We start from the raw sequence: 21,159 nt of genomic DNA, 5'->3' as shown, positions 1-21,159 counted from the left end.
GCAAAAAAGCATTTTCCTGAATAAAATCAGGAAAATGCTTTTTTAATTCAATGCTTCAATCGTGATTCTTTTTCTAGATCAAAGGCAAGGATGTGCTGCTCCCCAATCGGACCCATCACGGACTGTAACGTATCAACGTATCCCGTCTTGAAGTACAGTGATTTTGCAGCAATATTCTTTTTATTAACCGCTAATGTGATCGCTGTGACTTCTGGAAAATGATGATGCACGAACTCTGGCAACTGCATCATTGCCTCTTTCGCATATCCTTGGTGCTGATGGCGTGCATCAATGGAAAAGGCACGTAACAGGACACTTTGTTCATGTGTTCGATGTGTTTTAGGGGGATTAAGATGAAGAATAAAAAATCCGACGACGAGCTCGTCTTTTTTGATGACAACCGGGAATTTATCTGGATGGGCAACTGCATCTGTGACGACATCCGTCGGAAAAGAAGTAAACTGGACTTGTTCTTCCGGAAGAATGAACGCATCACATTGTTCATAATGTTCATTCGTATACATGTGTAATTTCACTACAGACATTCTCATTCCGCCTTCCCTCTTTGTACAGGACAAGAGAGTACTCTCTTACATCTATTCCCATTTTAATGTTTTTGTGTCCATTTGCCTAGTCTTTTAGGGTACTCGTCTTACATAACATCCAATAGGCTCTTGTCTCTTTATTCCACGGTTCTTCTTTCCGTAATCCAATCCTGACACTAAAAATGATACACTAGGGAAAGTTCGATTATTGGACGAGAAATAAATACGCTCGAGGTGAACTGTATCATGCATGAAGATTTTTTCGAACAGATGGAGCGATTGACCGGCATTCAATTGAATCCTGTCCAACAACAGGCAATCGAACATGACCATGGTCCGTTGCTGTTACTCGCCTCACCCGGCTCTGGAAAAACAACGACGCTTAATTTTAAGATTGCCTATTTGATTTTACAAAAAAAGATCGAACCACATCGTATTCTAGGGCTGACCTTCAGTAAGGCAGCAGCTCGCGAGATGGCGGATCGTTTTTATCATCTATTTCACGAATTAATTGGAACGACAGCGGCATTCTCGACGATTCATAGCTTTGCTTTTCAAGTCGTTCGGGATCATACATCCCAGCAACGTCTCTCCTATACGATCATTGAGGGACCCATGGATCAACAACATCCGAATGCGCCACACAAACGCATGTTACTCCGGCGTATTTTCCAGGAAATTAATCGGAGTGTCATTACCGATGACCAGATGGATGAGTTATTGCGGATGATTTCCTTCGTCAAGAACCGTCTTCTTTCTTTAAAGGAAATCAAGGCAGTACCGACGACGATCAAACATTTCCCTGATATCTATGTGGCATATGAACAATTCAAGTCGCGTGATCCCTTACATCCGTTACTCGACTTTGATGATATGTTGACGTATGCGAATACGATTTTGGAGCAAGACCGTCGTCTGTTGCAACATTATCAGCGACGCTTCGACTATATCCTAACGGATGAGAGTCAGGATACGTCACTCGTTCAACATCAATTGGTCGAAAAGTTAGCCTTACCGCATAACCGTCTTTGTGTCGTTGCAGATGATGATCAGACGCTATACAGTTGGCGTGGTGCAGATGCTTCGAAAATTCTCCACTTCAAGGATACGTATCCGAATGCGACGATTCTTTACATGGAACAAAATTATCGTTCGTCTCAAGACATCGTATCCGTCGCGAACCAATTCATTCAGCGCAATAAAGCACGCTATCCGAAACAGATGTTTACGGAGAACGCTGCTGTTCGTCCAATCATTTTAGAGACGTTACCAACTTACGAGGATCAGACCCGCTATCTGTTGAATCAACTACGGACAGAGACGAATTACCGTGAAGTAGCCATCTTATATCGCAACAATGCTTCTTCGATCAACGTCATGAATGCGTTGGATCAAGCAAATATTCCGTTTTATATTAAGGATGTCGATCATAAATTCTTCAGTCATTGGATTTTGAAGGATATCTTAAACTTCATGACATTCGCACAAGATCCGACAGATATCGATGTGTTAGCAACTATCCATACGAAATTTGCCGGATATATCTCAAAAGCGCAACTGGCTCAATTGCAACAGTTCGGTACGGGTGAATCTGTATTTGATCTACTCATAAACAAAATCGAGATGAAGTTTTATCAAAAGAAACAACTTCAACAAATGAAGCGCACATTCGCTTCCATTCAAACCGTTCGCCCCTCTGCTGCCCTCTCTTTGATTCGTCATGAACTGGGCTACGAAAAGAATTTGCGAAAAATGAGTGAGAGTCTCGGTTTTAGTCTCGATCACCTGCTTGAGACGTTAAACACAATCGATAATATCGCAAGTGATGTACCGACACTACTTGCCTTTCGTGAACGGATCGCGCATCTCGAACAATTGATGCGTGATGCGAAACAAAATAAAAATCAAAATGCGGTCACCCTTTCGACCTTTCACAGTGCAAAGGGACTTGAATTCGATCGCGTCTTCATGATTGATCTCGTTGCTGGTATTCTTCCATCGGCTGATACGATCAAGGCATACAAGAATGGACAACTCGATGATATGGAAGAAGCTGCACGTTTGTTTTACGTCGGCATGACACGGGCGCGACACGAACTACATCTTCTGTCCTATCGTTTTAAATCGAAATCATTTGATGTCTCGCCATTCGTCGAAGACGTTCATCGCCTCGTCACGCCTGATGCTGCAAAACGAAAAGCAGAGCGCAAGCGCCCTGCTGTTGCAGCGCGAGCTAGCGTTGCTCCATTACCGATCACTGAGAACATGCGTGTCTCGCATACAGCATTTGGTCCCGGAACCGTTTTGCACCTGGTTGACGACGTGCTAGAAATTTCATTTGATCAAGGAATGAAAAAACAGCTTTCGTTACAAGTCTGCTCTGAAAATGCGTTACTCGAAATTTTATGATTAACAATGGACTGATTCATAAGTCAGTCTCCATAAAGATAAGGGTGGCAGAATGATGATCTGCCACCCTTATCTCGTAAAAAAAGAAGACCTCGTTTCACGACACTCCTACAAGAAAAAGCGCATCGCGCTGTCAGAGACAAGCAAGACCCGCTTTCCTGCTTGAATGAAGCAGGAAAACTGGCTTGTGTCTCGCCTGAGGAAAGGGCGTGAAAAGACGAGTCCTTCTTTTTTAAGTTAATCCCAATTATATACGTCAGTTTTTCGTCGATGACTCATTTTGATGAATCAAGGCATCTCTGATTTCTGTCAATAATTTTTCTTCTGTCGTTGGTACCGCTTCTTCTTCGACGACTTCTTCCTTCTTCCGGAATGAAGTGATACCTTTGACGAAGATAAACAGTGCAAAGGCGATCAACAAGAATTCGATGCTCGCTTGAAGAAATTGACCGTACTGCAACTCTGCATTTCCAACCATGACCGACAATCCTTTGACATCAATGCCCCCGATAATGATACCAATCAGTGGCATGAAGACGCTGTCGACGAGGGATTTGATGATCCCACTAAACGCAGCACCAAGAATAACTCCGACCGCTAAGTCGATCACATTTCCTCGAAATGCGAATTCCTTGAATGCCTTAAACATGAAACGTCCCCCTTACCAAGCGCGGGACGCCAACTGCTGAATCGCATATCCGACGCCGTGCTCGTCATTTGATTTCGTCACGTGATGGGCAATCGCTTTTGCCTCATCATGACCATTTCCCATCGCGATCGCCTTTCCGGCAACTTTGAACATCGGAAGATCATTCAGGTTATCACCGATGACAGCGACCTGTTCGATTGGCACACCGAGGTGGTCTGCGAGGATTTTAATTGCCGTTCCTTTATCGGCACCAACTGCCATGACTTCGATGTTATCGTGTCCTGACGACGTGACATAGACACCATCGACCTTCTGCTCGATTTCCTGCCAGATTTTTTTCATTAATTCTTGATCAAACGAGAATGAGATGAATTTAAATACTTTTCCCGCTTGGTTACGGATGTACGATCGGAATCCATCAATCATCTTGACGTCTTCGTGGACATAATAACGATCGTGGAAGAAATCAAGCACTTGTTTCGCCCGATCACTTTCTTCACTTAATTCTTTCAGGGAATCATAGGCTGCATCGATCGTCGCTCCTTGTGCTGTCACGAGCCCTTGATCACAGAACATCTCAAAGAAAACTTCATATTGACTGATGATGCCGTAAATTTGCTGTGCTTGTTCCGTCGTCAACGTCGTCGCACTCAACTCTTCTCCATCGACGGTCATCACACGTGCCCCATTTGAAGCAATGATCGGACAGTGGATTCCTGCTGCGTCAGTTAATTCTTTTGCATTTAAGTAGTTACGTCCTGTTGCGATTGCAAATTCGACACCTTGTTCGCGTGCCGCTTCAATTGCCTGAATCGTCTCCGGTTCAATTCGTTGCTTGCCCGAAAGAACGGTTCCGTCCATGTCTGATACGAGTAGTTTGATTGGATTTGCCATCGTCTTCACTCTCCTCTTTTTCTATTTCCATACCACTATACCATTTTTCACATTTTGACTGGTCGTAAACGCGGTTTACAAAATCGGTGACAACAAACGTGAAATACTTTCCTTGAATTTGATCGTTCTTGATCGCGCGGCATACGACTTGACCGTCATGAGCTTTGATACCTCACAATCAGCGAGGAAAAGACGCTCTAGTTCAATCGCTATTGCCTGATCATAGACGATCGTGTTCATTTCAAAGTTCAACCGAAAACTTCGCGCATCGATATTCGTCGTCCCGACTGAAGCAATCTCACCATCAACGACGATCGTCTTTGCGTGTAAAAATCCAGGTTCATACGTGTAGACTTTAGCTCCGTACGATAACAACTCCCCTACAGCCGCAGTCGTTGCCCAGTAAACGAATGGATGGTCCGGCTTATTCGGAATCATGATACGGACTTCCACTCCGGACAAAAGGGCTGCCTTACATGCATCTAAATAACTCGTGTCTGGAATGAAATAAGGCGATTGGATATAAATCGTCCGTTTTGCTTCGTTGATCATCTTGATCAAGGCAAGCTTCAAATACTCTGAACGAGAATCCGGACCCGATGTGACGATTTGCATCGGTAATATATCCTGAATCCTATGCGTTCCATAGTAAAATAAAGATTTTTCCGTATAGAGGTCGCTTGCTTGGTTCCAGTCGAGAATAAAGCGGTCGAGTTGATCGTGAACGACGTCACCTTCCAAGCGAAAATGTGTATCCCGCCAGTAGCCGAACTTTTCATCGATACCGAGATATTCCGTACCAACGTTGAACCCGCCAATGTAGCCGATTCGACCGTCGATGATGCAGGATTTACGGTGATTGCGGTTGTTCAATCGAAAATTAACGAAACCAATCGTCGACGGGAAAAAGGCGAACACTTCTCCCCCGTGTGCGAGTAACTCCTTGAAGTCTGTCCGTTTCAGACTCCGTGATCCGACAGCATCATACAAGAGACGGACTTTGATCCCACGACGGGCACAATCGGTCAATGTATCAATCAACGCTAATCCGAGACGATCTTTCTGAATGATGTAATATTGGATGTTCACTTCATGCTCAGCCTGGCGGATATCTTGAATCATCCGATTGAACTTCTGCTCGCCATCCGAAAGAATCTGCAATTGATTCGAGAGACTGAGCAGGGAACCGTTCGACATTAAGTTCATCCGAATCATATCCCGGTGCTTTTGAATCATCGGGTGCCGTCCCATCGTTACAAGTTCTTTTTTCTGTAAGGCAATCCGTCTATCCTGTTCCAGTTGTTCTTCATCCGTGACACGATAAAAATTCGTTTTTTTCAACAGTCTTCCGAAAAACAGATAGACGAGAAACCCAACGAGCGGAACGAAATACAAGATGAATACCCATGCCCACGTCGCACCAATATCGCGCCGCTCGAGAAAAATAACCGTCAGGACAGCCAAGATATTCATGATAAGTAATCCGTAGACGATGATGATTGTGAACGTACTCCATACTTCCACCATACGATTCCCTCCCGCTTCAACGGTATTCTTCGATTTTGATTCCTCTGTCTCTTATTCCCGTTTCCTTCCGTGTCATTCTTCTGAAGACAAAAAAAACCTTTTTGAAGCACGGCTAGCTTCAAAAAGGTTTAGGTGTGTCATGATTCTTTACATGGTTCCGGTTGTTGTAACGCCATTTGTTCAAGCGTCGCTTTGACACCTGCTACACAGTCTGGCAAACCAACACCATCATAAGCGAGTCCGGCTAAATGAATGTGTGGATAGTAAGAAGCGACGATTTCTCGCACTTCTTGAATCCGCTGTGCATGTCCTACCGTATAGGCCGGTAAGCCGTCTAATAAACGACTGATGACGACACGTTCCGGTTGCAATGGACGACCACAGATGTTTTCAAGATCTTCTAAGACGACGCGTTCAATCATTTCGTCTGATTCACGAACGAGTGCATCTTTTCCGGGGCGTCCGATGAAGGCACGGAGCACGGTATGATTCGGTGCTGCATGATTCCACTTTTGATCAATCGCCGTGCATGCTGTGATTGAATACGGTGCCCGACGGTTGACGATGAATCCCGTTCCATCAATCGGTAACGCCGTTTCCTTATCAAAAATCAACGTGACCGTCGCTGTCGAGTGCGTCGAAAGGTTCGCAAGCCCTGGAAGCGTCGCTTCCGGTAACAAGGACACGACTTGGCGATGCGGAATCGTCAACAAAATATCATCGGCATATTCTGGACCATGATCCGTTTCGAGACGATACCGCCCGTCTGCTTCCCGTTCAATGGAGCGAAGCGGTGTCTCTAGACGAATCTCTGTCCGTTCGAGCACCTCTTCTAAACGCTCGACGAGAGACTCGAGTCCAGTAGCAAGTGATAGGAATTGACCTGTCGCTTTGAGCGTCGGACCTTGTTGTTGATCAAGTGGACGCATGAGGCGCATCCCTTCGAACAAGCTTCCCGCCTTTTGCTCATTCGCAACGAATTGTGGATAGGTCGCGAACGTACTCATCCGGTCGATATCACCCGCATAGATGCCTGAAAGAAGCGGTTCAATCAACTTCTCGACGAGCGCATCTCCAAGACGCGGACGCAGGTATTCCCCTAATGGGATGTCTGTTTCCGGAATCGTCAAATCAGGAGCAGGGTGAAGCAAGCGTTCTGTCACCTCTGCTTTTTCTTCTTCCGTCAATAGAGACGTCTTTGCGAATAACTCTAAATCAGTCGGGATGCCCATGACGGCACCTTTTGGAATCGGGTGGAGACCGCGCGCATCCAAGATATACGCTTGCGACGTGTTATTGCGAACGAGTTGCTCCCCTAATCCGATCTCTTCGATGAGATCCGTCAACACGTGTTTCCGTGCGACGTATGAATCCGGTCCCCGCTCGATTGTCAATCCTTCGTCCCGATATGTCGCCACCTTACCACCGAGACGACCCTCTGCCTCGAGTAACGTGATGTTCATCTCCGGAAACTTCTTCTCTGCATAATAGGCGGCTGCAAGTCCTGATATACCGCCGCCCACGATGACGAGACGTTTACTGGACATAACTACCCACCTGTTTCGCGACGGCTTCCGTGACAGCTTTCATGAAAGCTGGATCCGCGTTTGGCATGACAGGTCGCGCATAATGAATTCCGAGTTCGTCGCAGACGACTTTACACTCGTAATCATTATCGAACAATACTTCTAGGTGATCGGCTACAAAACCAACGGGTACGTAGACGAATGCTTCGTATCCTTTTTCTTCGTAGACGTCACGTGTCAAATCCTGAACATCTGGTCCAAGCCATGGTTCTGGCGTTTGTCCAGCCGATTGCCAGCCTGTGATCATATGCGGTACACCAGCACGTTGCGCGATCAATTCGGCTGTTTCCTTCAATTGCTCTGGGTATGGATCACCGTTTGCAATGATTTTCTCAGGGAGACTGTGTGCTGAAACGACGAGAACGGCTTTCTCTTCAGGTACTGGTAAAGCGTCGAACGTCTTGCGGATTTCTTTCCCCCACCAATCGAGAAACGCTTCTTCTTTGTACCACGATTCGACAGATGCGAGACGAATACCATGCTTATCCGCGACTTCCTTCGCACGACCATTGTATGAACGGATACTGAACGTCGAATAGTGTGGTGCTAAAACGACCGTGACCGCTTCCGTAATGCCGTCTTTTGCCATTTGCTCGACAGCATCCTCAACGAATGGCTCGATGTGTTTCAGACCAAGATAGAGTTTGAACTCGATTTCACCAGCATATTTCTCAGACAGTTGACGGTGTAGCTCTTCAGCCTGATCAATCGTGACTTGTGCGAGTGGTGAGACTCCACCGATGGCTTCGTAACGTTCCGTCAACTCTGCCAATGCTTCTGGAGACGGTTTGCGCCCGCGACGGATGTGCGTATAATAACGCTCGATATCTTCTGGTTTATATGGCGTACCGTACGCCATAACAAGTAGTCCTAACGTCTTCATTTTCCTACCTCCATTTTTTCTTTCGAATAATCATGGATAAATGCAGTCAAACGTTTCAATACTTCTGGATCGACTTCCGGGAAGATGCCGTGACCGAGGTTAAAGATGAAGCCTGGTTGCTTCATTCCCATGTCGAGAATCTCCTTCGTTTTTGCTTCAAGGATATCCCACGGTGCTAACAGATAAGACGGGTCGAGGTTTCCTTGGACAGGTTTCGTCAGTCCACGCTCACGCGCTTCGTCAATCGACAAACGCCAATCAAGTCCGACGACGTCTAACGGTAAACTGTGCCATTCTTCTGCCAAGTGACTCGCTCCTACACCGAACATGATCATCGGCACGCCTGTATCTTTTAATTCCGTGAAAATGCGTTCCATCGTTGGCTTGATGTAACGGACATAATCTTTCCGGCTTGTCGTTCCGACCCATGAATCAAAGATTTGGAACGCTTGGATTCCTGCATCCACTTGTGATTTGATGTAATCGATGACCATGTCACCTAGTTTCTCCATTAAGGCATGCCATACCTCAGGTTGTCCATACATCAATGCTTTCGTTTTATGGTATCCCTTCGAAGGACCACCTTCAATCATATAGCTCGCAAGCGTGAATGGTGCCCCGGAAAAACCAATCAACGGTACTTCGAGTCGTTCCCGTAACAAACGAATCGTTTCATAGATATATGGAATATCTTCACGGTTAAATGGTTGTAATGCTTCGACATCTGCCATCGTGCGAATCGGGTTCGCGATGACTGGACCGATACCACTCTTGATTTCGACGTCAACGCCCATCGATGGAAGTGGCGTCATGATGTCTTTATACAGAATCGCTGCATCGACCCCTAATTGTTTTACAGGTAGTTCTGTCACATATGCGCCTAGTTCCGAGTCATGTGTGATCTCGAAAAGCGTCCGCGTCTTCTTGATTTCACGATATTCCGCTTGATAACGACCTGCTTGTCGCATGTACCAGACGGGAACGTGATCAATCTGCTCGCCACGGATCGCCCGCAAAAACGTATCATTGAATTTCTTCATCATAACTACCCCTTTATACTCGTTCTAACGCCCCAAAAAAACGTACGATAAGTTTGTGAACACAGAAACATTATATCTGAAATTAAGAAGTCTGTGCCAATAAATCGTTTACAAAATGACAGTTCTGTTACCAGTTCATGAAATGTTCACTGTTTCTTGTAAAGACCGAATGCAGCATTCAACTGACCACGAATCAAGTCAGAACGTTGCTGTTCCGTTACCTTGCGTTCTTTTTCTCGAATTTCGTGCGTGCGCCAGCCATCCTCGATTTTTTCCGCGACTTCGACGAGTCGCTCGACATCCGTAAACGAATATTTTCGTGTTTTCCCATTTGTCCGTTCTGGAAAGATTAACTTCCGTTCCTCATAGTAACGAATCTGACGTTCTGACAAGCCGGTCAATTCACAGACGATTCCGATCGACATCACCTTTTTTTCACGGTAGTTCATCTTCGTCACTCCTTTCCACAAAAATACCATGTCAGATTTTCTGACACAACACGTTTCTTTGAAAGTATTTCCGTCTAAAGTAAACACATACTTTAAATGGATAAAGGAGGAACGACAATGAAACTGGAACAACTCGCTATCTCAGTCGATACGTTTTATGTCTTATTCGCAGCACTGCTCGTCTTTACGATGCAAATTGGATTCTTACTTCTAGAAACAGGGATGTTACGGGCGAAGAACGCGGGGCACGTCGCCGTCAAACAAATCATCAGCTTCTCCGTTGCCGCTCTCGCCTTTTGGGCCATCGGATTCGGATTGACGTTCGGTGATGGCAATTCCATCATCGGAACGGAAGGATTCTTCTTACAAGGAGGGTTCAGCAGTCTTGATTGGTCGAACATCACGATTGATGTGAAGTTCCTCTTCCAACTCTCATTCGTCGCTGTCTCCCTCGCGATCGCTTGGGGCGGATTCGCAGAACGTGCTAAATTATCCGTCTACCTGTTGTTCGGAACGTTTTTCGTTGCCATCATCTATCCGATCATCGCACGTTCCGTTTGGGCAGGTGGATTCCTTGGTTCGCTCGGGATGCAAGACTTCGCTGGATCAACGGTTGTTCACTTACAAGGTGGGATCGCTGCACTCGTTGCTGCTTTACTGCTTAAGAAACGCATCGGTGCTGAAAAAACACCGTTACTCGGACACAACGTCATCTATTCTGTCGTTGGTGCCTTCATCCTCTGGTTATGTTGGTTCGGCTTCAACGCTGGTTCGACACTAACGATTGCCGATGGATTCTTTAGTTACGTTGCCTTGACGACGTTACTTGCGACTGCAGCAGGTGCCCTCGGTGCTCTTGCCATCTCATTCTGGCACCGTCGTGTCGCAGATATCCCTTCGATCATCAACGGCGTGTTAGCTGCACTTGTTGCCATCACAGCAGCCTGTGCCTTCGTTGAACCGTGGGCAGCCGTCGTCATCGGTTTCCTCGCTGGTGTGATCACATATGGAACGAGCATTCTTCTCGCAAGCCGTGTCGATGATCCATTATGTGCCTTCTCCGTTCATGGCGTCGCTGGTATCTGGGGTACACTCGCAACTGGATTCTTCGCTTCACCACGACTCGTTGAAATCACAGGGATCGGACAAGCTGGTCTCTTCTATGGTGGCGGTTTTACGCAACTCGGTGTTCAAGCACTTGGCGTCGTCTTTGCCGTCGTCATTGTCAGCGTCTTAAGTTACGCATTCTTAAAAGTTCTCGACCTTACGATTGGTCTTCGGATCACACGCGAAGATGAACTCCGCGGACTGGATGTTGCAGAACATGGTCAATCTTCTTATGATCTCCCTGCTCCTGTCAGCAAAGAATTACGTATGGTCGAAGAAGAAGACCTCTCAAACGAACGTGTTAACTAATGATTGATAATAAACAGAGCCTACGCGATGGATTCATTGCGTAGGCTCTGTTTATTATTTTCGAGCGTAGTATTCACCAATCACAAGCGCCAAGGCTGCCCCACCAACGACATAGATGGATCCGCTTAAAAAGAATCCAAGTAGCGTCAAGACGATGCATTGACTGATTGCTGCGAAGCGGATGATTTTCCGTTTCGCCTGTACAGCATTTCCAAACGGTAATAGACGCGTCAATAGATGTTGGTCCACTGCCTTCGTAAACGGTGCTAGTTGAAAGCTTGTCAATCCTGCAAACGCAGGGATTGCAAGCGCAACGAACAACAAGTTGCCACTCGCTAACCACATGCATACAGCCCCGATCAGCGTCAAACGAACAATCAATCCGATCCCGTCTCCACTCCGGATGAACTGTTTGACATACAAGTAATCGAATGTCGTTTGCGCTCGATATGGAATCCGCTCGACCATGTTACTTAAGAGACGACGGCGTTTATACGTTGCCGATAGATGCGGCACATCAACGAACCAATTCGCTAATCGATAAAAACGATCACGCGATTCCTGCTCAAGTGCAATCCATTCGCGTAGAGGAAGATGGTCCTGACGCTTCAAATGAAGGACAACCATTAAGAGAAGTGCGACGACGATCGTCATCCACGCCATATCGATGATGACGAGTAGCGCCGCTCCGAACGCATACAGTAACACCGTCCGATGTGCGATCCCTTCAAGCTTTGATAAATTTGCAGCCGCTCCGAACAAAGCAAGCGCTACTCCCATTAAGACAAGTTCAAAGGGTGTCGTCTGTTCCGTTCGAACATAGAGGACAACGACAGCTAAAAACGGAAGCACCGCACGGATGATACCAAAGACCGCATTGTACGCTCGGACTTGTTGCATGAAACTAGATAACTTCGCTAATACCGGTAATAGAAACACTTGATCCGCTTCGACGAGAAACGTCCGACTTGTCCGGTAGAGCGGTAAAATCAGAAACAAGGCTGCCATGACGAACCGACCAGGAAACGATGGATCGAGTTGGTCGAGGAAACGACCGTAGACGACTAAACCGTACAAAATAACGAAGTACACGGTAAATAACAGTCCACCATTCGCCATATACCGTGTGTATTTCACTGTCTCGGTCATCGCCGTCTGATACCGTTCCTTCCATAAGGACTGGCTGTTCATCGTTCCGCCTCCTCGATCGCAGCGACGTACAGATCATCCAGTGTTCCATCTTGCAGTCCATATCGCGCGCGTAAAGCAGCTGTCGTTCCTTCTGCTGCAATGTGCCCCTCATGTAAGAGCACGAATCGGTTACAGTGACGCTCGGCTGTCTCAAGGATATGCGTCGACATTAAGATCCCCTTACCGTCCTGCTTCAGTTCACTAAAAATCTGAAGTAACTCACGAATCGCTAGTGGGTCAAGTCCAACGAACGGTTCATCGACGATTAACAGCTCACTGCCTGTGACGAGTGCACATAAAATCATCGCTTTTTGTTTCATCCCTTTTGAGAAAACACTTGGAAACCATTCGAGTTGCTTCGTCATTCGAAGTCGTTCAGCGTAATGTTGCGCGCGTTCTGTAGCAATTGCTTCTTCGACGTCATATCCTTGCGCCATCAGACGAAGGTGCTCCCGTAACGTCAGTTGTTCATATAACATCGGCTGTTCCGGAATATACGCCACTTGGCGACGATACTCGGTTTCGTTCGTCGTTAAATCCAATTCATTGATTCGAACCGATCCTGTCTTGACCGGTAAAAGACCAAGGATATGCTTGATCGTCGTTGATTTTCCGGCACCATTCAACCCAATCAGACCGACGAGTTCACCTCGATCGACTTCGATATTGATGTCATGCAGAACGGTTTTTGAACCGTATCCTCCTGACAAACCTTTAATGTCTAATAACATATCTGCCACTCCCCTTAGGCTCATCGTAAAGTAGATTTGCTTCGTTTTTCTAGCGTAACGTCTAGTTTTTTAAAATATAATGTTTTAATACTTGTTTTTTCGGCAATTACTCTAAGTGTAATCGTTACATCAATATATGAAAACGATTTACATGTAAATTGAAAGTGAAATCAATGAATCGTCCATTTATTCTCTATCAAGTGGTCTAATCGTCTAGTCATTTAAAGAATGAACGATTTCAGATTTTTTCATTTTCGCACGTGTTTATAACTGCCTGAAAACAGGTAAAACTAATATGTAGAGGAGATGTTTAAAAATGGGTTTCTTATGGGCACTCATCGTTGGTGGTCTCATCGGTTGGATCGCAAGTTTAATTATCGGGAAAGATGTGCCGGGTGGCATCATCGGTAACATTATCGCTGGTTTCATCGGTTCGATGATTGGTCAAGCCATCTTTGGTTCAATGGGACCAGAAATAGGTGGATTCGCAGTCATTCCGGCTATTCTCGGAGCAGTCATCTTGATCTTCATCGTCTCACTTATTCTCCGGGCAGTACGTAAGTAATCATAGATCTTAAATTGAAAAGGAGTGTTTTAAATGGGATTCTTATGGGCGTTAATCGTCGGCGGTATTATCGGTTGGCTGGCAAGCTTAATTTTAGGTAAAGATGTTCCAGGTGGTATCATCGGTAACATCATCGCTGGTTTCGTCGGTGCAATCATCGGTCAAGCATTATTTGGAGATTGGGGTCCGATCGTTGCCGGATTCGCAATCGTACCTGCTTTACTCGGAGCTATCATTCTTATCCTTATCGTATCGTTCATTCTCCGTGCGGTGAATAAACGATAACCAAAAATCCTCGGACGTTTCTGTCCGAGGATTTTTTAGTCTTTTATTAGTCTTTTAATTGTAACCACATGCCGTCCTCTCGCTCGACGACTCGTTTTTCTGCTCGTAAGTTCAACCATTCGAACACACCTTCGAGAAAACTAGACGGATACTCCCAAACGGTACCGACTTGCTCACGCTTCTTTCGTTCTGGTTTTCCAGCGATGGCTTCCAGTTCATCCGGAGTCTTATTCAATCGGATCAACAATTCTTCCACCTGACCCGACTGATAGGTCACTTCATATCCATCGTATCGTGCTCGATTGGCAACGGTCGAATCAGGCGTCCCGAACGTATTCTCAAACGCGTCACGCGAACGTCCAAGATAGCCCGTCATCGTATCGATACTTTTTCCAGTCCGGGCTTTCACTTCCGTCTCAAGTAATGTTTTGATATCGACTGCATATTCGTTCGAAACGGTCGTATTGAATCGATCAGCCAATTTAAAGTCGACTGTCGCGTTCGGTTCATCTCCGAGTTGTACAGTCTTTGATTCTTGGACGGTCTGTCCTGATTGATCCGCACTTACTTGAACATCGTATTCTCCAGGAGATCGCTTGACTTCAAGGGATTTCTGATCAATTGTCCCGACTTCTTCTCCGTCTAGTGAAACCTTTGTTCCCGGTAAATCACTTGAAACGGTTAAGCGCTGAGGATTCACATCGAGAGAGTACCGGTCATACCAAAGCCATCCATCTTCTTCTTGAAGCGAAAACAGATGTGTCTTTACTTGTTTCCCTGTGCCTTGATCCTGCTTGACTTGTGCGATGACCCGATCCGTCCGTTCTGAGTCAGCCGTCAACCAATTAACGAGTCGCGTCGCCTCACTCATCGGTAGTGACTTACCGTTCATCGTGACGAGTTGTTGGAATCCACGCTGATCCTTTTCCTTTAACAAGGTAGCAAGACGCTCGTCTGTTTTTTCCATTCTCGCCGCTTCTTGCATGTTACGCCCAAACCAAAAGGCAAATAATAAGAAAAGACCGACGACGATGACGCTACCGACGAGCAGACGCCGTTTTCGTTTTTTTTGTGCCGTCGAGGCTACTCGTGATGCCATGCAATTCGCTCCTTCCGTCAGTATCTGTATGTTTCTAAGTGTATCGGGTTCAATTTGACTGTCAATCGTGCGGAAGTCGGAAACTTTCCGTATACTAATATTATCTTACCCAAAGGAGTGAACGTTCCATGCAAAAAGAATCATGTATCTTCTGTAAAATTGCTCGCAAAGAAGTCCCTGGTCATATCGTCTTCGAGAACGAACAAGTTCTCGCTTTCCTCGACCTGTCACAAGTGACGAAAGGACATACGCTCGTCATTCCAAAACAACATGCCGATAATTTGTATGATCTCTCTCCTGAACAAGCACAAGACGTATTTGCGACGATCCCGCAAATCAGTCGTGCGCTTCAACAAGAAACAGAAGCAGCTGGCATGAATCTCTTATCGAATACAGGAAAAGTAGCCGGTCAATCAGTCTCCCACTTCCACCTGCACCTCATTCCGCGTCACGATAAACAAGACGGTTTCGGCGCGAAATGGGAAGTTCATAATGACGATTACACGGCAGAGGAATTGGCTGAACTCGCTAACTCGATCGCTTCTCGCATCTAAGTCTGTTCTTTTTCTTCTATTCTTAGAAAAATATTGCCGAAATAGGTTTCTTTCATTCGATTTTCGGTAAAATAATATGAAACAAATATTTTAATATTAAAAAGGAGGTTCAATATGTCGAAGCGTCCCGCCCGTAACTGGGTCGCTTTTGGTGCTACGCTAACACTTGTGACTTTTTACGGTCTGAAGGCGCTTCGCCAAGGTACGAAAAGCGACTCTTCGAACGGTCATCAACGTCGAAATTCTTATTCTACAATCGTAACGAATGTGCAGGATTTGACCCAGGAGGGCAAGAACTTAGTAGAGACAGCAAAAGCGTCTGGTATGCACTTCAAAGAAGAAGTCATGCAGAGCGTCTCGGAATACCAAACGGAAGTCCAAGCATCGCTCACGAAGATCCAGTCTCTCGCTGATGAAGCGAAACAGGAAGCAGACCAGCTTTCTCCACAAAAGTAAGATCCGTTGCTTCGATTTGTTTTTGTATAGTTTGCATTTTGCGCGTTTGAGCCATTGTCACCTTTCGAAAGGATGAGTCAGATATGGAACACGAAAAGTTATATCCTGGACAAGAGGCTTTGTTGTATAGCCACAAGATTGTCCAGTTAAGCAAAGCACTATGGAAAACGGTAGAAAAAGATTGGCAAAACTGGATCAAACCTTTTGATTTGAACATCAATGAACATCATATCTTGTGGATTTCGCACGCGCTAGGTGGTGCCTCGATTTCAGAGATCGCGAAATATGGTGTCATGCACGTCTCGACGGCATTCAACTTCTCGAAGAAGTTAGAAGACCGCGGACTGTTGACGTTCTCAAAAAAGGAAACAGATAAACGAAATACCTACGTCCAGTTGACACCAGAGGGCGAATCACTCTTGCTTGAGACGATTCAAGCGTTCCGCCCTGAAGAAAACGGTGTCTTCCGTGCATCACTTCCTCTTCAGGAACTGTACGGGAAGTTCCCGGAATTAACGGACATTTCTGCGATCGTACGTCGCTTGTATGGCGACAGCTTCATGGACATATTCGCTGAGACATCAAAGATGATCACAGAAGAAGCAGATCGTCGCCCTCAAGATCCAGTCATGGACTCAATCAAAAAAGCATAACCTTACCAAAAGCGTTTTAGCCTCTAGCTAGAATGCTTTTTTTAGGTCTTTTTTCCTCATGACAAGGACATTACTACTATGTCTCAAGAGCGTTATTTCCCTCACAATTTCCCATAAAAATTATCCTCAACCGACTACTTGGATGTGATAGCATGGAAAAGAGCAAGTATCTCTTGGCATGACAAGATACAGCTGTCAACCAGACGAGAATATGATATGATAAAACGGTTGAAATAAATGGTAAATTAGGGGTGTATGTATGAAAAAGAAATTGTTAGGCGCAGCAGCAGTCGCAAGTGTATTTACGTTAGCAGCATGTGGATCAAATGACGAAGCCGTCATCAATTACAAAGGTGGCGAAGTCAACAAGGCTGACGTCCAAGAAGAAGCATACGAAAAAGCTGGTGCTCAAATCGCCTTCCAGCAAACGATGAACCAATTGCTTGAGAAGAAATACGGCAAAGAAGTCACGGATAAAGAAGTCGAAGCAGAAGTCAAGAAGACAAAAGACCAGTTCCCGGATAAAGAGCAGTTCAATACAACATTGAAATCTGCTGGAATCAAGAACGAAAAAGAATTCGAGAAAGTTCTTCGCACACAAATGCTCTTAACGGAAGCAAAATCTGCGAAATCAAAAGTAACAGATAAAGAAATCCAAGAGCGTTTTGACCAAGAAAAAGTCGAAGTCAAAGCAAGCCATATCCTCGTTGCGAAAGAGTCAGAAGCAAAAGACATCAAAAAGCAATTGGATGACGGCGCGGACTTCGCGAAACTCGCAAAAGAGAAATCAACAGATACAGGTAGCGGTACAAAAGGTGGAGATCTTGGATACTTCACAAAAGGTAAAATGGTCAAGGAATTCGAAGATTATGCGTTCAAGGATGGCGTTGAAGGTAAAATCTCCGATCCAATCAAAACACAATTCGGTTACCACATCATCAAAGTAGTCGATCGTAAAGAAAAGAAAGACTTCACACTTGATAAAGAAAAAGCTCGCATCAAAAAAGCGCTTGCTGAAGAAAAAGCAGCACAAGTCAACCCGAACGATATCTACCGTTCGCTCATGAAAGAATACGATGTTAAAATCGAAAACAAAGACTTCAAGGATGCTTTTGATTTAGATAAACAAGAACAACAACAAATGCAACAACAGATGATGCAACAACAGCAGTAATCAAAAAAGGAAGCCGCGAAGGCTTCCTTTTTTCGTGTCGTTTTTATATGAGCGATGATTAACGAACCGTCCGAATCGGTGCTCGTTCGTATTGTTTCGGCAAGGCGACCGTGTCTCCTAGTTCGGCTGCCGCATGATAGACCCAGTACGGTTGGCGAAGTAGTTCCCGTGCGAGCAGGACGATATCTGCTCGACCGTTACGGACGATTTCTTCTGCATGAGCAGCTGTCGTGATCAATCCAACCGCGCCTGTTGCAATACCCGTCTCCCGTTTCAACTCTTCCGCATAACTCACTTGATAGCCCGGATACACTACCGGTACGGCATTAGCGACGACAGCACCTGAACTGCAGTCGAGTAGATCGATGTGACGTGCAGCTAGTTCTTTTGCGAGTGGAATATAATCCGTCGCTGTCATTCCCCCTGTTGCGTGATCGGCTGCTGAAATCCGGACCCAAATCGAGAGCTTTGAAACGGCTTGAATGCCATCAATGATTTCTAGCAACAAGCGCATCCGATTTTCAATCGATCCACCGTATTGGTCCTCACGAACGTTTGATAACGGAGAGAGGAACGTGTTCAATAAGTAACCATGAGCCCCATGAATTTCAATGAAATCGTACCCTGCTCGTTCCGCACGCAGTGCTGCATCGATGAACTGTTGTTTGATCGTCGCGATTTCCTCAAGCGTTAATGCTCGTGGATGTGTATACGTATCATCAAACGGTAAAGCACTCGGTGCAACGGGTGGTTCTGCCGTCGTGCTTTTGCGCCCGGCATGGGCCAGTTGAATGCCTGCTTTTGCACCCGCTGCTTTGACTTGCTCTGCGATCCGTTGTAAGCCTTCGATATGCGCATCTGACCAAATTCCAAGATCACCGGCTGAAATGCGACCGTCTGGCGTGACAGCACTCGCTTCTAAGATGACGCCGCCGACACCACCCATCGCACGGGTTGCATAGTGCGTGACATGCCAATCCGTAACGAGTCCATCTTCTTTTGCACTATACATACACATCGGCGCCATAATGACCCGATTTCGGAATGTCAACGTTCCGAGTTGAACCGTATCAAACAACTTCGTCTTCATCTTTCTTCCCCCTTATAGCTTCGGACGGTAAAAAGCACGATTATCTAGTGCAAATGATCGTTCCGAGAACTGTCCTGGCTCGACATATTCCAGAAGGCGATCCATCATCGTCATCCGTGCATCAAGGTTATCGATCAAGAACAAGACTTCTGCTTCGCGCATCTGTGGTGCGACGGCAGAACCCCATTCTGGTCGTCCGTGATGACTTAAAACGAGATGTTGCAAGACCGTCAGTACTTCTGCGTCAATTTGTAATTCTGCTCCGACTTTTTCAAGTTCCGCTACCATCATCGTAATATGACCGACGAGTTTACCAGGCAACGTATATTCCGGTGCAACCGGATCGGATAACTCCTTGATTTTCGCATAATCGTGCAGAATGATGCCACTGATTAGCACGTCACGGTTTAAGGTCGGATAGAGTTGAGCGATTTGATCCGCTAGACGCAACATCGAAAGGACGTGGTATGACAGCCCCGAGTAAAAAGCATGATGGTTCTTGACCGCTGCCGGATGCGTGAAATAGGCGTCGAATCGCGAAGTAATCAAATGTTTAACGAGCTTTTTCATATCACTGTTCTGAATCGATTCTACGAACGCGAGGACTTCCGTCTCGATCTGCTCTCGCGGAATCGGCGCGGATTGGACGTAGTCCTCGACATTCGTCTCCTCTAGGACCGTGATTTGTTTGAGCTTAAGTTGTGTCCGTCCCCGATAGTCCATGACTTCTCCAGCAGCATGGACGATTGATTTCGGCGCATATTTTTCAAGATCACTCGTATCCCACATCTTCGTCTCGATTTCGCCTGTCTTATCCGTCAAAATGAGCGTCAAGTATGGTTTCCCATTTGCTGCAATTCCTTTGACTGCTTGCTTGATCATCGCTCGTTGATCGAGCGTTTCTCCAACTGCTAATTTACCGATTCCTTTCATACTTGAAACACGTCCTTTATCTGTAAAATAGGTGTCTTTTTTATATTCCATTGACTACACTTAAGGCATATACTATTTCATTCTACTATATGGGAGTCATGAACATGGAACTGGAACCTCAATTTAATTGGTCCCGCTATCTCGATTTAGCTGACTATGAACAAACCTTTCCGACGGCTGTCGTCGACCAATCCGAAATGGACTGGGTCACACAGCTGCGATCGAAAGACATGAACTTCACCCGCTCGGAAAAAGGGGTTCTCTATGGCGCTGTCGTCACCTGGCAAAATCCCGTCGATAAAAGTGACCGTCGCTCGATTTGTTTTTACGTAACGAAAGAAAAACTGATCACGATCGGATTGTCGGATTCCATCGTGTCCCTGGTCGCTCCCTATTCTCCCACGCATCCATTCGCAGCCTTTTATACGATTCTTGCTTTACAGCTGAACACGTATTTTGCCGGTATCGATCAGTTTGAGACGGAACTGTTCTCAAGACAAGATGAACTGCGCGGCAGTATCAATGAAGATTCGCTCGATAGTATCTTCGCGTTACGCGACACGATCGAGAACTGGTCTGATTTGATCGTTCCGTTTCAAGAGCTCGTCATGGCTGGCGAAGAATCATTTCTCGATGAGGACGCGTATCTCGAGGATCTCTCGTTGAAACTAGCTACGAAACGTGTCCGCCGTCTGTTGATGCTCATCGAACATTATCAAAAAGACATCGAGGTCCTGCTCGACTTATCGACGACCGTCTCGAACTTCCGTGGAAACGAAATCATGAAGGCATTAACGATTTTTACTGCCGTCGCGACACCAACGATGGCCCTCGGTGCGATTTGGGGGATGAACTTTAAAATCATGCCGGAATTAGAATGGAAATACGGTTACGCCCTATCCCTTGGTTTGATCTTTCTCTCGACCGGTGGCATCTTCTACTGGATGCGCTGGCGTGGGTGGTTAGGTGCTCTTGTTCGAATGCCGAAGAACAGTCGACCAAAAAAATAGATATCAGAACATAAGTTCGT

Annotated in this window: 21 protein-coding genes and 1 pseudogene; 9 read left to right on the top strand and 13 right to left on the bottom strand. The window is 45.9% G+C overall.

Annotated elements, in window-relative coordinates; translation table 11 throughout:
• Positions 1–47: 47 nt before the first annotated feature.
• Entirely contained in the window at positions 48–524 is a 477-nt protein-coding gene (locus ITJ88_RS09980; RefSeq protein WP_230088800.1) for a GNAT family N-acetyltransferase, read from the bottom strand.
• A 267-nt stretch (positions 525–791) separates the two neighbouring features.
• On the opposite strand from ITJ88_RS09980, the gene ITJ88_RS09975 reads away from it, so the two are divergent.
• Complete coding sequence (locus tag ITJ88_RS09975; protein ID WP_195865573.1) at positions 792–2,954, top strand: ATP-dependent helicase; 2,163 nt, start codon at positions 792–794, stop codon at positions 2,952–2,954.
• Positions 2,955–3,210: 256 nt separating this feature from the next.
• Here the strand turns inward: ITJ88_RS09975 and mscL are convergent, their stop codons facing one another.
• The 7 genes from mscL to ITJ88_RS09940 form a co-directional block, all read right to left on the bottom strand.
• Positions 3,211–3,603: a large-conductance mechanosensitive channel protein MscL gene (mscL, locus tag ITJ88_RS09970; protein WP_023467359.1), complete on the bottom strand. Its 393-nt coding sequence runs from the start codon at positions 3,601–3,603 to the stop codon at positions 3,211–3,213.
• Between the two features lie 12 nt (positions 3,604–3,615).
• Entirely contained in the window at positions 3,616–4,497 is an 882-nt protein-coding gene (locus tag ITJ88_RS09965; RefSeq protein WP_195865572.1) for a Cof-type HAD-IIB family hydrolase, read from the bottom strand.
• A gap of 75 nt (positions 4,498–4,572) precedes the next feature.
• Positions 4,573–6,024 carry a cardiolipin synthase gene (gene cls, locus ITJ88_RS09960; RefSeq protein WP_195865571.1) on the bottom strand — a complete coding sequence of 484 codons (1,452 nt, stop codon included), beginning with the start codon at positions 6,022–6,024 and terminating at the stop codon, positions 4,573–4,575.
• Between the two features lie 137 nt (positions 6,025–6,161).
• Entirely contained in the window at positions 6,162–7,571 is a 1,410-nt protein-coding gene (gene hemG, locus ITJ88_RS09955; RefSeq protein WP_195865570.1) for a protoporphyrinogen oxidase, read from the bottom strand.
• Positions 7,561–8,493: a ferrochelatase gene (gene hemH, locus ITJ88_RS09950; RefSeq protein WP_050677707.1), complete on the bottom strand. Its 933-nt coding sequence runs from the start codon at positions 8,491–8,493 to the stop codon at positions 7,561–7,563. Before hemH ends, hemG begins: the two co-directional genes overlap by 11 nt.
• Complete coding sequence (gene hemE / locus ITJ88_RS09945) at positions 8,490–9,536, bottom strand: uroporphyrinogen decarboxylase (protein WP_023467354.1); 1,047 nt, start codon at positions 9,534–9,536, stop codon at positions 8,490–8,492. Before hemE ends, hemH begins: the two co-directional genes overlap by 4 nt.
• A 143-nt stretch (positions 9,537–9,679) precedes the next feature.
• Complete coding sequence (locus ITJ88_RS09940) at positions 9,680–9,982, bottom strand: MerR family transcriptional regulator (protein ID WP_023467353.1); 303 nt, start codon at positions 9,980–9,982, stop codon at positions 9,680–9,682.
• 117 nt (positions 9,983–10,099) lie between these two features.
• Between ITJ88_RS09940 and ITJ88_RS09935 the strand changes: the two genes are divergently transcribed.
• Positions 10,100–11,398: an ammonium transporter gene (locus tag ITJ88_RS09935; RefSeq protein WP_023467352.1), complete on the top strand. Its 1,299-nt coding sequence runs from the start codon at positions 10,100–10,102 to the stop codon at positions 11,396–11,398.
• Between the two features lie 54 nt (positions 11,399–11,452).
• Here ITJ88_RS09935 and ITJ88_RS09930 read toward each other — a convergent pair whose 3' ends face one another.
• Positions 11,453–12,589 (bottom strand): ABC transporter permease, encoded by a 1,137-nt coding sequence (locus ITJ88_RS09930; RefSeq protein WP_195865569.1) that lies wholly within the window; start codon positions 12,587–12,589, stop codon positions 11,453–11,455.
• Positions 12,586–13,320: an ABC transporter ATP-binding protein gene (locus ITJ88_RS09925; RefSeq protein WP_195865568.1), complete on the bottom strand. Its 735-nt coding sequence runs from the start codon at positions 13,318–13,320 to the stop codon at positions 12,586–12,588. Before ITJ88_RS09925 ends, ITJ88_RS09930 begins: the two co-directional genes overlap by 4 nt.
• 316 nt (positions 13,321–13,636) lie before the next feature.
• On the opposite strand from ITJ88_RS09925, the gene ITJ88_RS09920 reads away from it, so the two are divergent.
• Positions 13,637–13,885, top strand: coding sequence for a GlsB/YeaQ/YmgE family stress response membrane protein (locus ITJ88_RS09920; RefSeq protein WP_035409405.1), 249 nt, complete (start codon positions 13,637–13,639; stop codon positions 13,883–13,885).
• Between the two features lie 33 nt (positions 13,886–13,918).
• Positions 13,919–14,170, top strand: coding sequence for a GlsB/YeaQ/YmgE family stress response membrane protein (locus ITJ88_RS09915; protein ID WP_195865567.1), 252 nt, complete (start codon positions 13,919–13,921; stop codon positions 14,168–14,170).
• 46 nt (positions 14,171–14,216) lie between these two features.
• Here ITJ88_RS09915 and ITJ88_RS09910 read toward each other — a convergent pair whose 3' ends face one another.
• Entirely contained in the window at positions 14,217–15,269 is a 1,053-nt protein-coding gene (locus tag ITJ88_RS09910) for a TcaA second domain-containing protein (protein WP_195865566.1), read from the bottom strand.
• Between the two features lie 125 nt (positions 15,270–15,394).
• On the opposite strand from ITJ88_RS09910, the pseudogene ITJ88_RS09905 reads away from it, so the two are divergent.
• From ITJ88_RS09905 to ITJ88_RS09890, 4 genes and pseudogenes are all read left to right on the top strand, one after another.
• A pseudogene (locus ITJ88_RS09905) lies at positions 15,395–15,823 on the top strand (HIT family protein); the annotation flags it as partial.
• Between the two features lie 114 nt (positions 15,824–15,937).
• Positions 15,938–16,279, top strand: a complete 342-nt coding sequence (locus ITJ88_RS09900) for a hypothetical protein (protein ID WP_023467345.1) — start codon at positions 15,938–15,940, stop codon at positions 16,277–16,279.
• 83 nt (positions 16,280–16,362) lie between these two features.
• Positions 16,363–16,932 carry an HTH-type transcriptional regulator Hpr gene (locus tag ITJ88_RS09895; RefSeq protein WP_023467344.1) on the top strand — a complete coding sequence of 190 codons (570 nt, stop codon included), beginning with the start codon at positions 16,363–16,365 and terminating at the stop codon, positions 16,930–16,932.
• 259 nt (positions 16,933–17,191) lie between these two features.
• Complete coding sequence (locus tag ITJ88_RS09890) at positions 17,192–18,106, top strand: peptidylprolyl isomerase (RefSeq protein ID WP_195865565.1); 915 nt, start codon at positions 17,192–17,194, stop codon at positions 18,104–18,106.
• A gap of 58 nt (positions 18,107–18,164) precedes the next feature.
• Here the strand turns inward: ITJ88_RS09890 and namA are convergent, their stop codons facing one another.
• Both namA and ITJ88_RS09880 read right to left on the bottom strand, forming a co-directional pair.
• Positions 18,165–19,196, bottom strand: coding sequence for an NADPH dehydrogenase NamA (gene namA, locus ITJ88_RS09885; RefSeq protein ID WP_195865564.1), 1,032 nt, complete (start codon positions 19,194–19,196; stop codon positions 18,165–18,167).
• Between the two features lie 12 nt (positions 19,197–19,208).
• The gene (locus ITJ88_RS09880; protein WP_029340932.1) at positions 19,209–20,129 is read right to left on the bottom strand and encodes an HD domain-containing protein; all 921 of its coding nucleotides are present in this window, start codon (positions 20,127–20,129) and stop codon (positions 19,209–19,211) included.
• A 104-nt stretch (positions 20,130–20,233) separates the two neighbouring features.
• Here ITJ88_RS09880 and ITJ88_RS09875 point away from each other — a divergent pair, with 104 nt between their 5' ends.
• Positions 20,234–21,139: a magnesium transporter CorA family protein gene (locus tag ITJ88_RS09875; RefSeq protein WP_195865563.1), complete on the top strand. Its 906-nt coding sequence runs from the start codon at positions 20,234–20,236 to the stop codon at positions 21,137–21,139.
• Positions 21,140–21,159 lie beyond the last annotated feature (20 nt).

The sequence above is a fragment of the Exiguobacterium abrahamii genome, assembly GCF_015645365.1.
Taxonomy (GTDB): Bacteria; Bacillota; Bacilli; order Exiguobacteriales; family Exiguobacteriaceae; genus Exiguobacterium_A; species Exiguobacterium_A abrahamii.
This window is presented reverse-complemented; position numbering and strand designations above follow the sequence as displayed.

Excerpts from the sequence above, each read along its gene's own strand:
- ITJ88_RS09880 (WP_029340932.1), bottom strand. The coding sequence starts at position 20,129 with ATGAAAGGAATCGGTAAATTAGCAGTTGGAGAAACGCTCGATCAACGA.
- ITJ88_RS09875 (WP_195865563.1), top strand. The coding sequence starts at position 20,234 with ATGGAACTGGAACCTCAATTTAATTGGTCCCGCTATCTCGATTTAGCT.
- ITJ88_RS09930 (WP_195865569.1), bottom strand. The coding sequence starts at position 12,589 with ATGAACAGCCAGTCCTTATGGAAGGAACGGTATCAGACGGCGATGACC.
- cls (WP_195865571.1), bottom strand. The coding sequence starts at position 6,024 with ATGGTGGAAGTATGGAGTACGTTCACAATCATCATCGTCTACGGATTA.
- ITJ88_RS09910 (WP_195865566.1), bottom strand. The coding sequence starts at position 15,269 with ATGGCATCACGAGTAGCCTCGACGGCACAAAAAAAACGAAAACGGCGT.
- ITJ88_RS09895 (WP_023467344.1), top strand. The coding sequence starts at position 16,363 with ATGGAACACGAAAAGTTATATCCTGGACAAGAGGCTTTGTTGTATAGC.
- hemG (WP_195865570.1), bottom strand. The coding sequence starts at position 7,571 with ATGTCCAGTAAACGTCTCGTCATCGTGGGCGGCGGTATATCAGGACTT.
- ITJ88_RS09900 (WP_023467345.1), top strand. The coding sequence starts at position 15,938 with ATGTCGAAGCGTCCCGCCCGTAACTGGGTCGCTTTTGGTGCTACGCTA.
- ITJ88_RS09965 (WP_195865572.1), bottom strand. The coding sequence starts at position 4,497 with ATGGCAAATCCAATCAAACTACTCGTATCAGACATGGACGGAACCGTT.
- ITJ88_RS09935 (WP_023467352.1), top strand. The coding sequence starts at position 10,100 with ATGAAACTGGAACAACTCGCTATCTCAGTCGATACGTTTTATGTCTTA.
- ITJ88_RS09890 (WP_195865565.1), top strand. The coding sequence starts at position 17,192 with ATGAAAAAGAAATTGTTAGGCGCAGCAGCAGTCGCAAGTGTATTTACG.
- ITJ88_RS09915 (WP_195865567.1), top strand. The coding sequence starts at position 13,919 with ATGGGATTCTTATGGGCGTTAATCGTCGGCGGTATTATCGGTTGGCTG.
- mscL (WP_023467359.1), bottom strand. The coding sequence starts at position 3,603 with ATGTTTAAGGCATTCAAGGAATTCGCATTTCGAGGAAATGTGATCGAC.
- hemH (WP_050677707.1), bottom strand. The coding sequence starts at position 8,493 with ATGAAGACGTTAGGACTACTTGTTATGGCGTACGGTACGCCATATAAA.
- ITJ88_RS09940 (WP_023467353.1), bottom strand. The coding sequence starts at position 9,982 with ATGAACTACCGTGAAAAAAAGGTGATGTCGATCGGAATCGTCTGTGAA.
- ITJ88_RS09975 (WP_195865573.1), top strand. The coding sequence starts at position 792 with ATGCATGAAGATTTTTTCGAACAGATGGAGCGATTGACCGGCATTCAA.
- ITJ88_RS09920 (WP_035409405.1), top strand. The coding sequence starts at position 13,637 with ATGGGTTTCTTATGGGCACTCATCGTTGGTGGTCTCATCGGTTGGATC.
- ITJ88_RS09925 (WP_195865568.1), bottom strand. The coding sequence starts at position 13,320 with ATGTTATTAGACATTAAAGGTTTGTCAGGAGGATACGGTTCAAAAACC.
- ITJ88_RS09980 (WP_230088800.1), bottom strand. The coding sequence starts at position 524 with ATGTATACGAATGAACATTATGAACAATGTGATGCGTTCATTCTTCCG.
- hemE (WP_023467354.1), bottom strand. The coding sequence starts at position 9,536 with ATGATGAAGAAATTCAATGATACGTTTTTGCGGGCGATCCGTGGCGAG.
- namA (WP_195865564.1), bottom strand. The coding sequence starts at position 19,196 with ATGAAGACGAAGTTGTTTGATACGGTTCAACTCGGAACGTTGACATTC.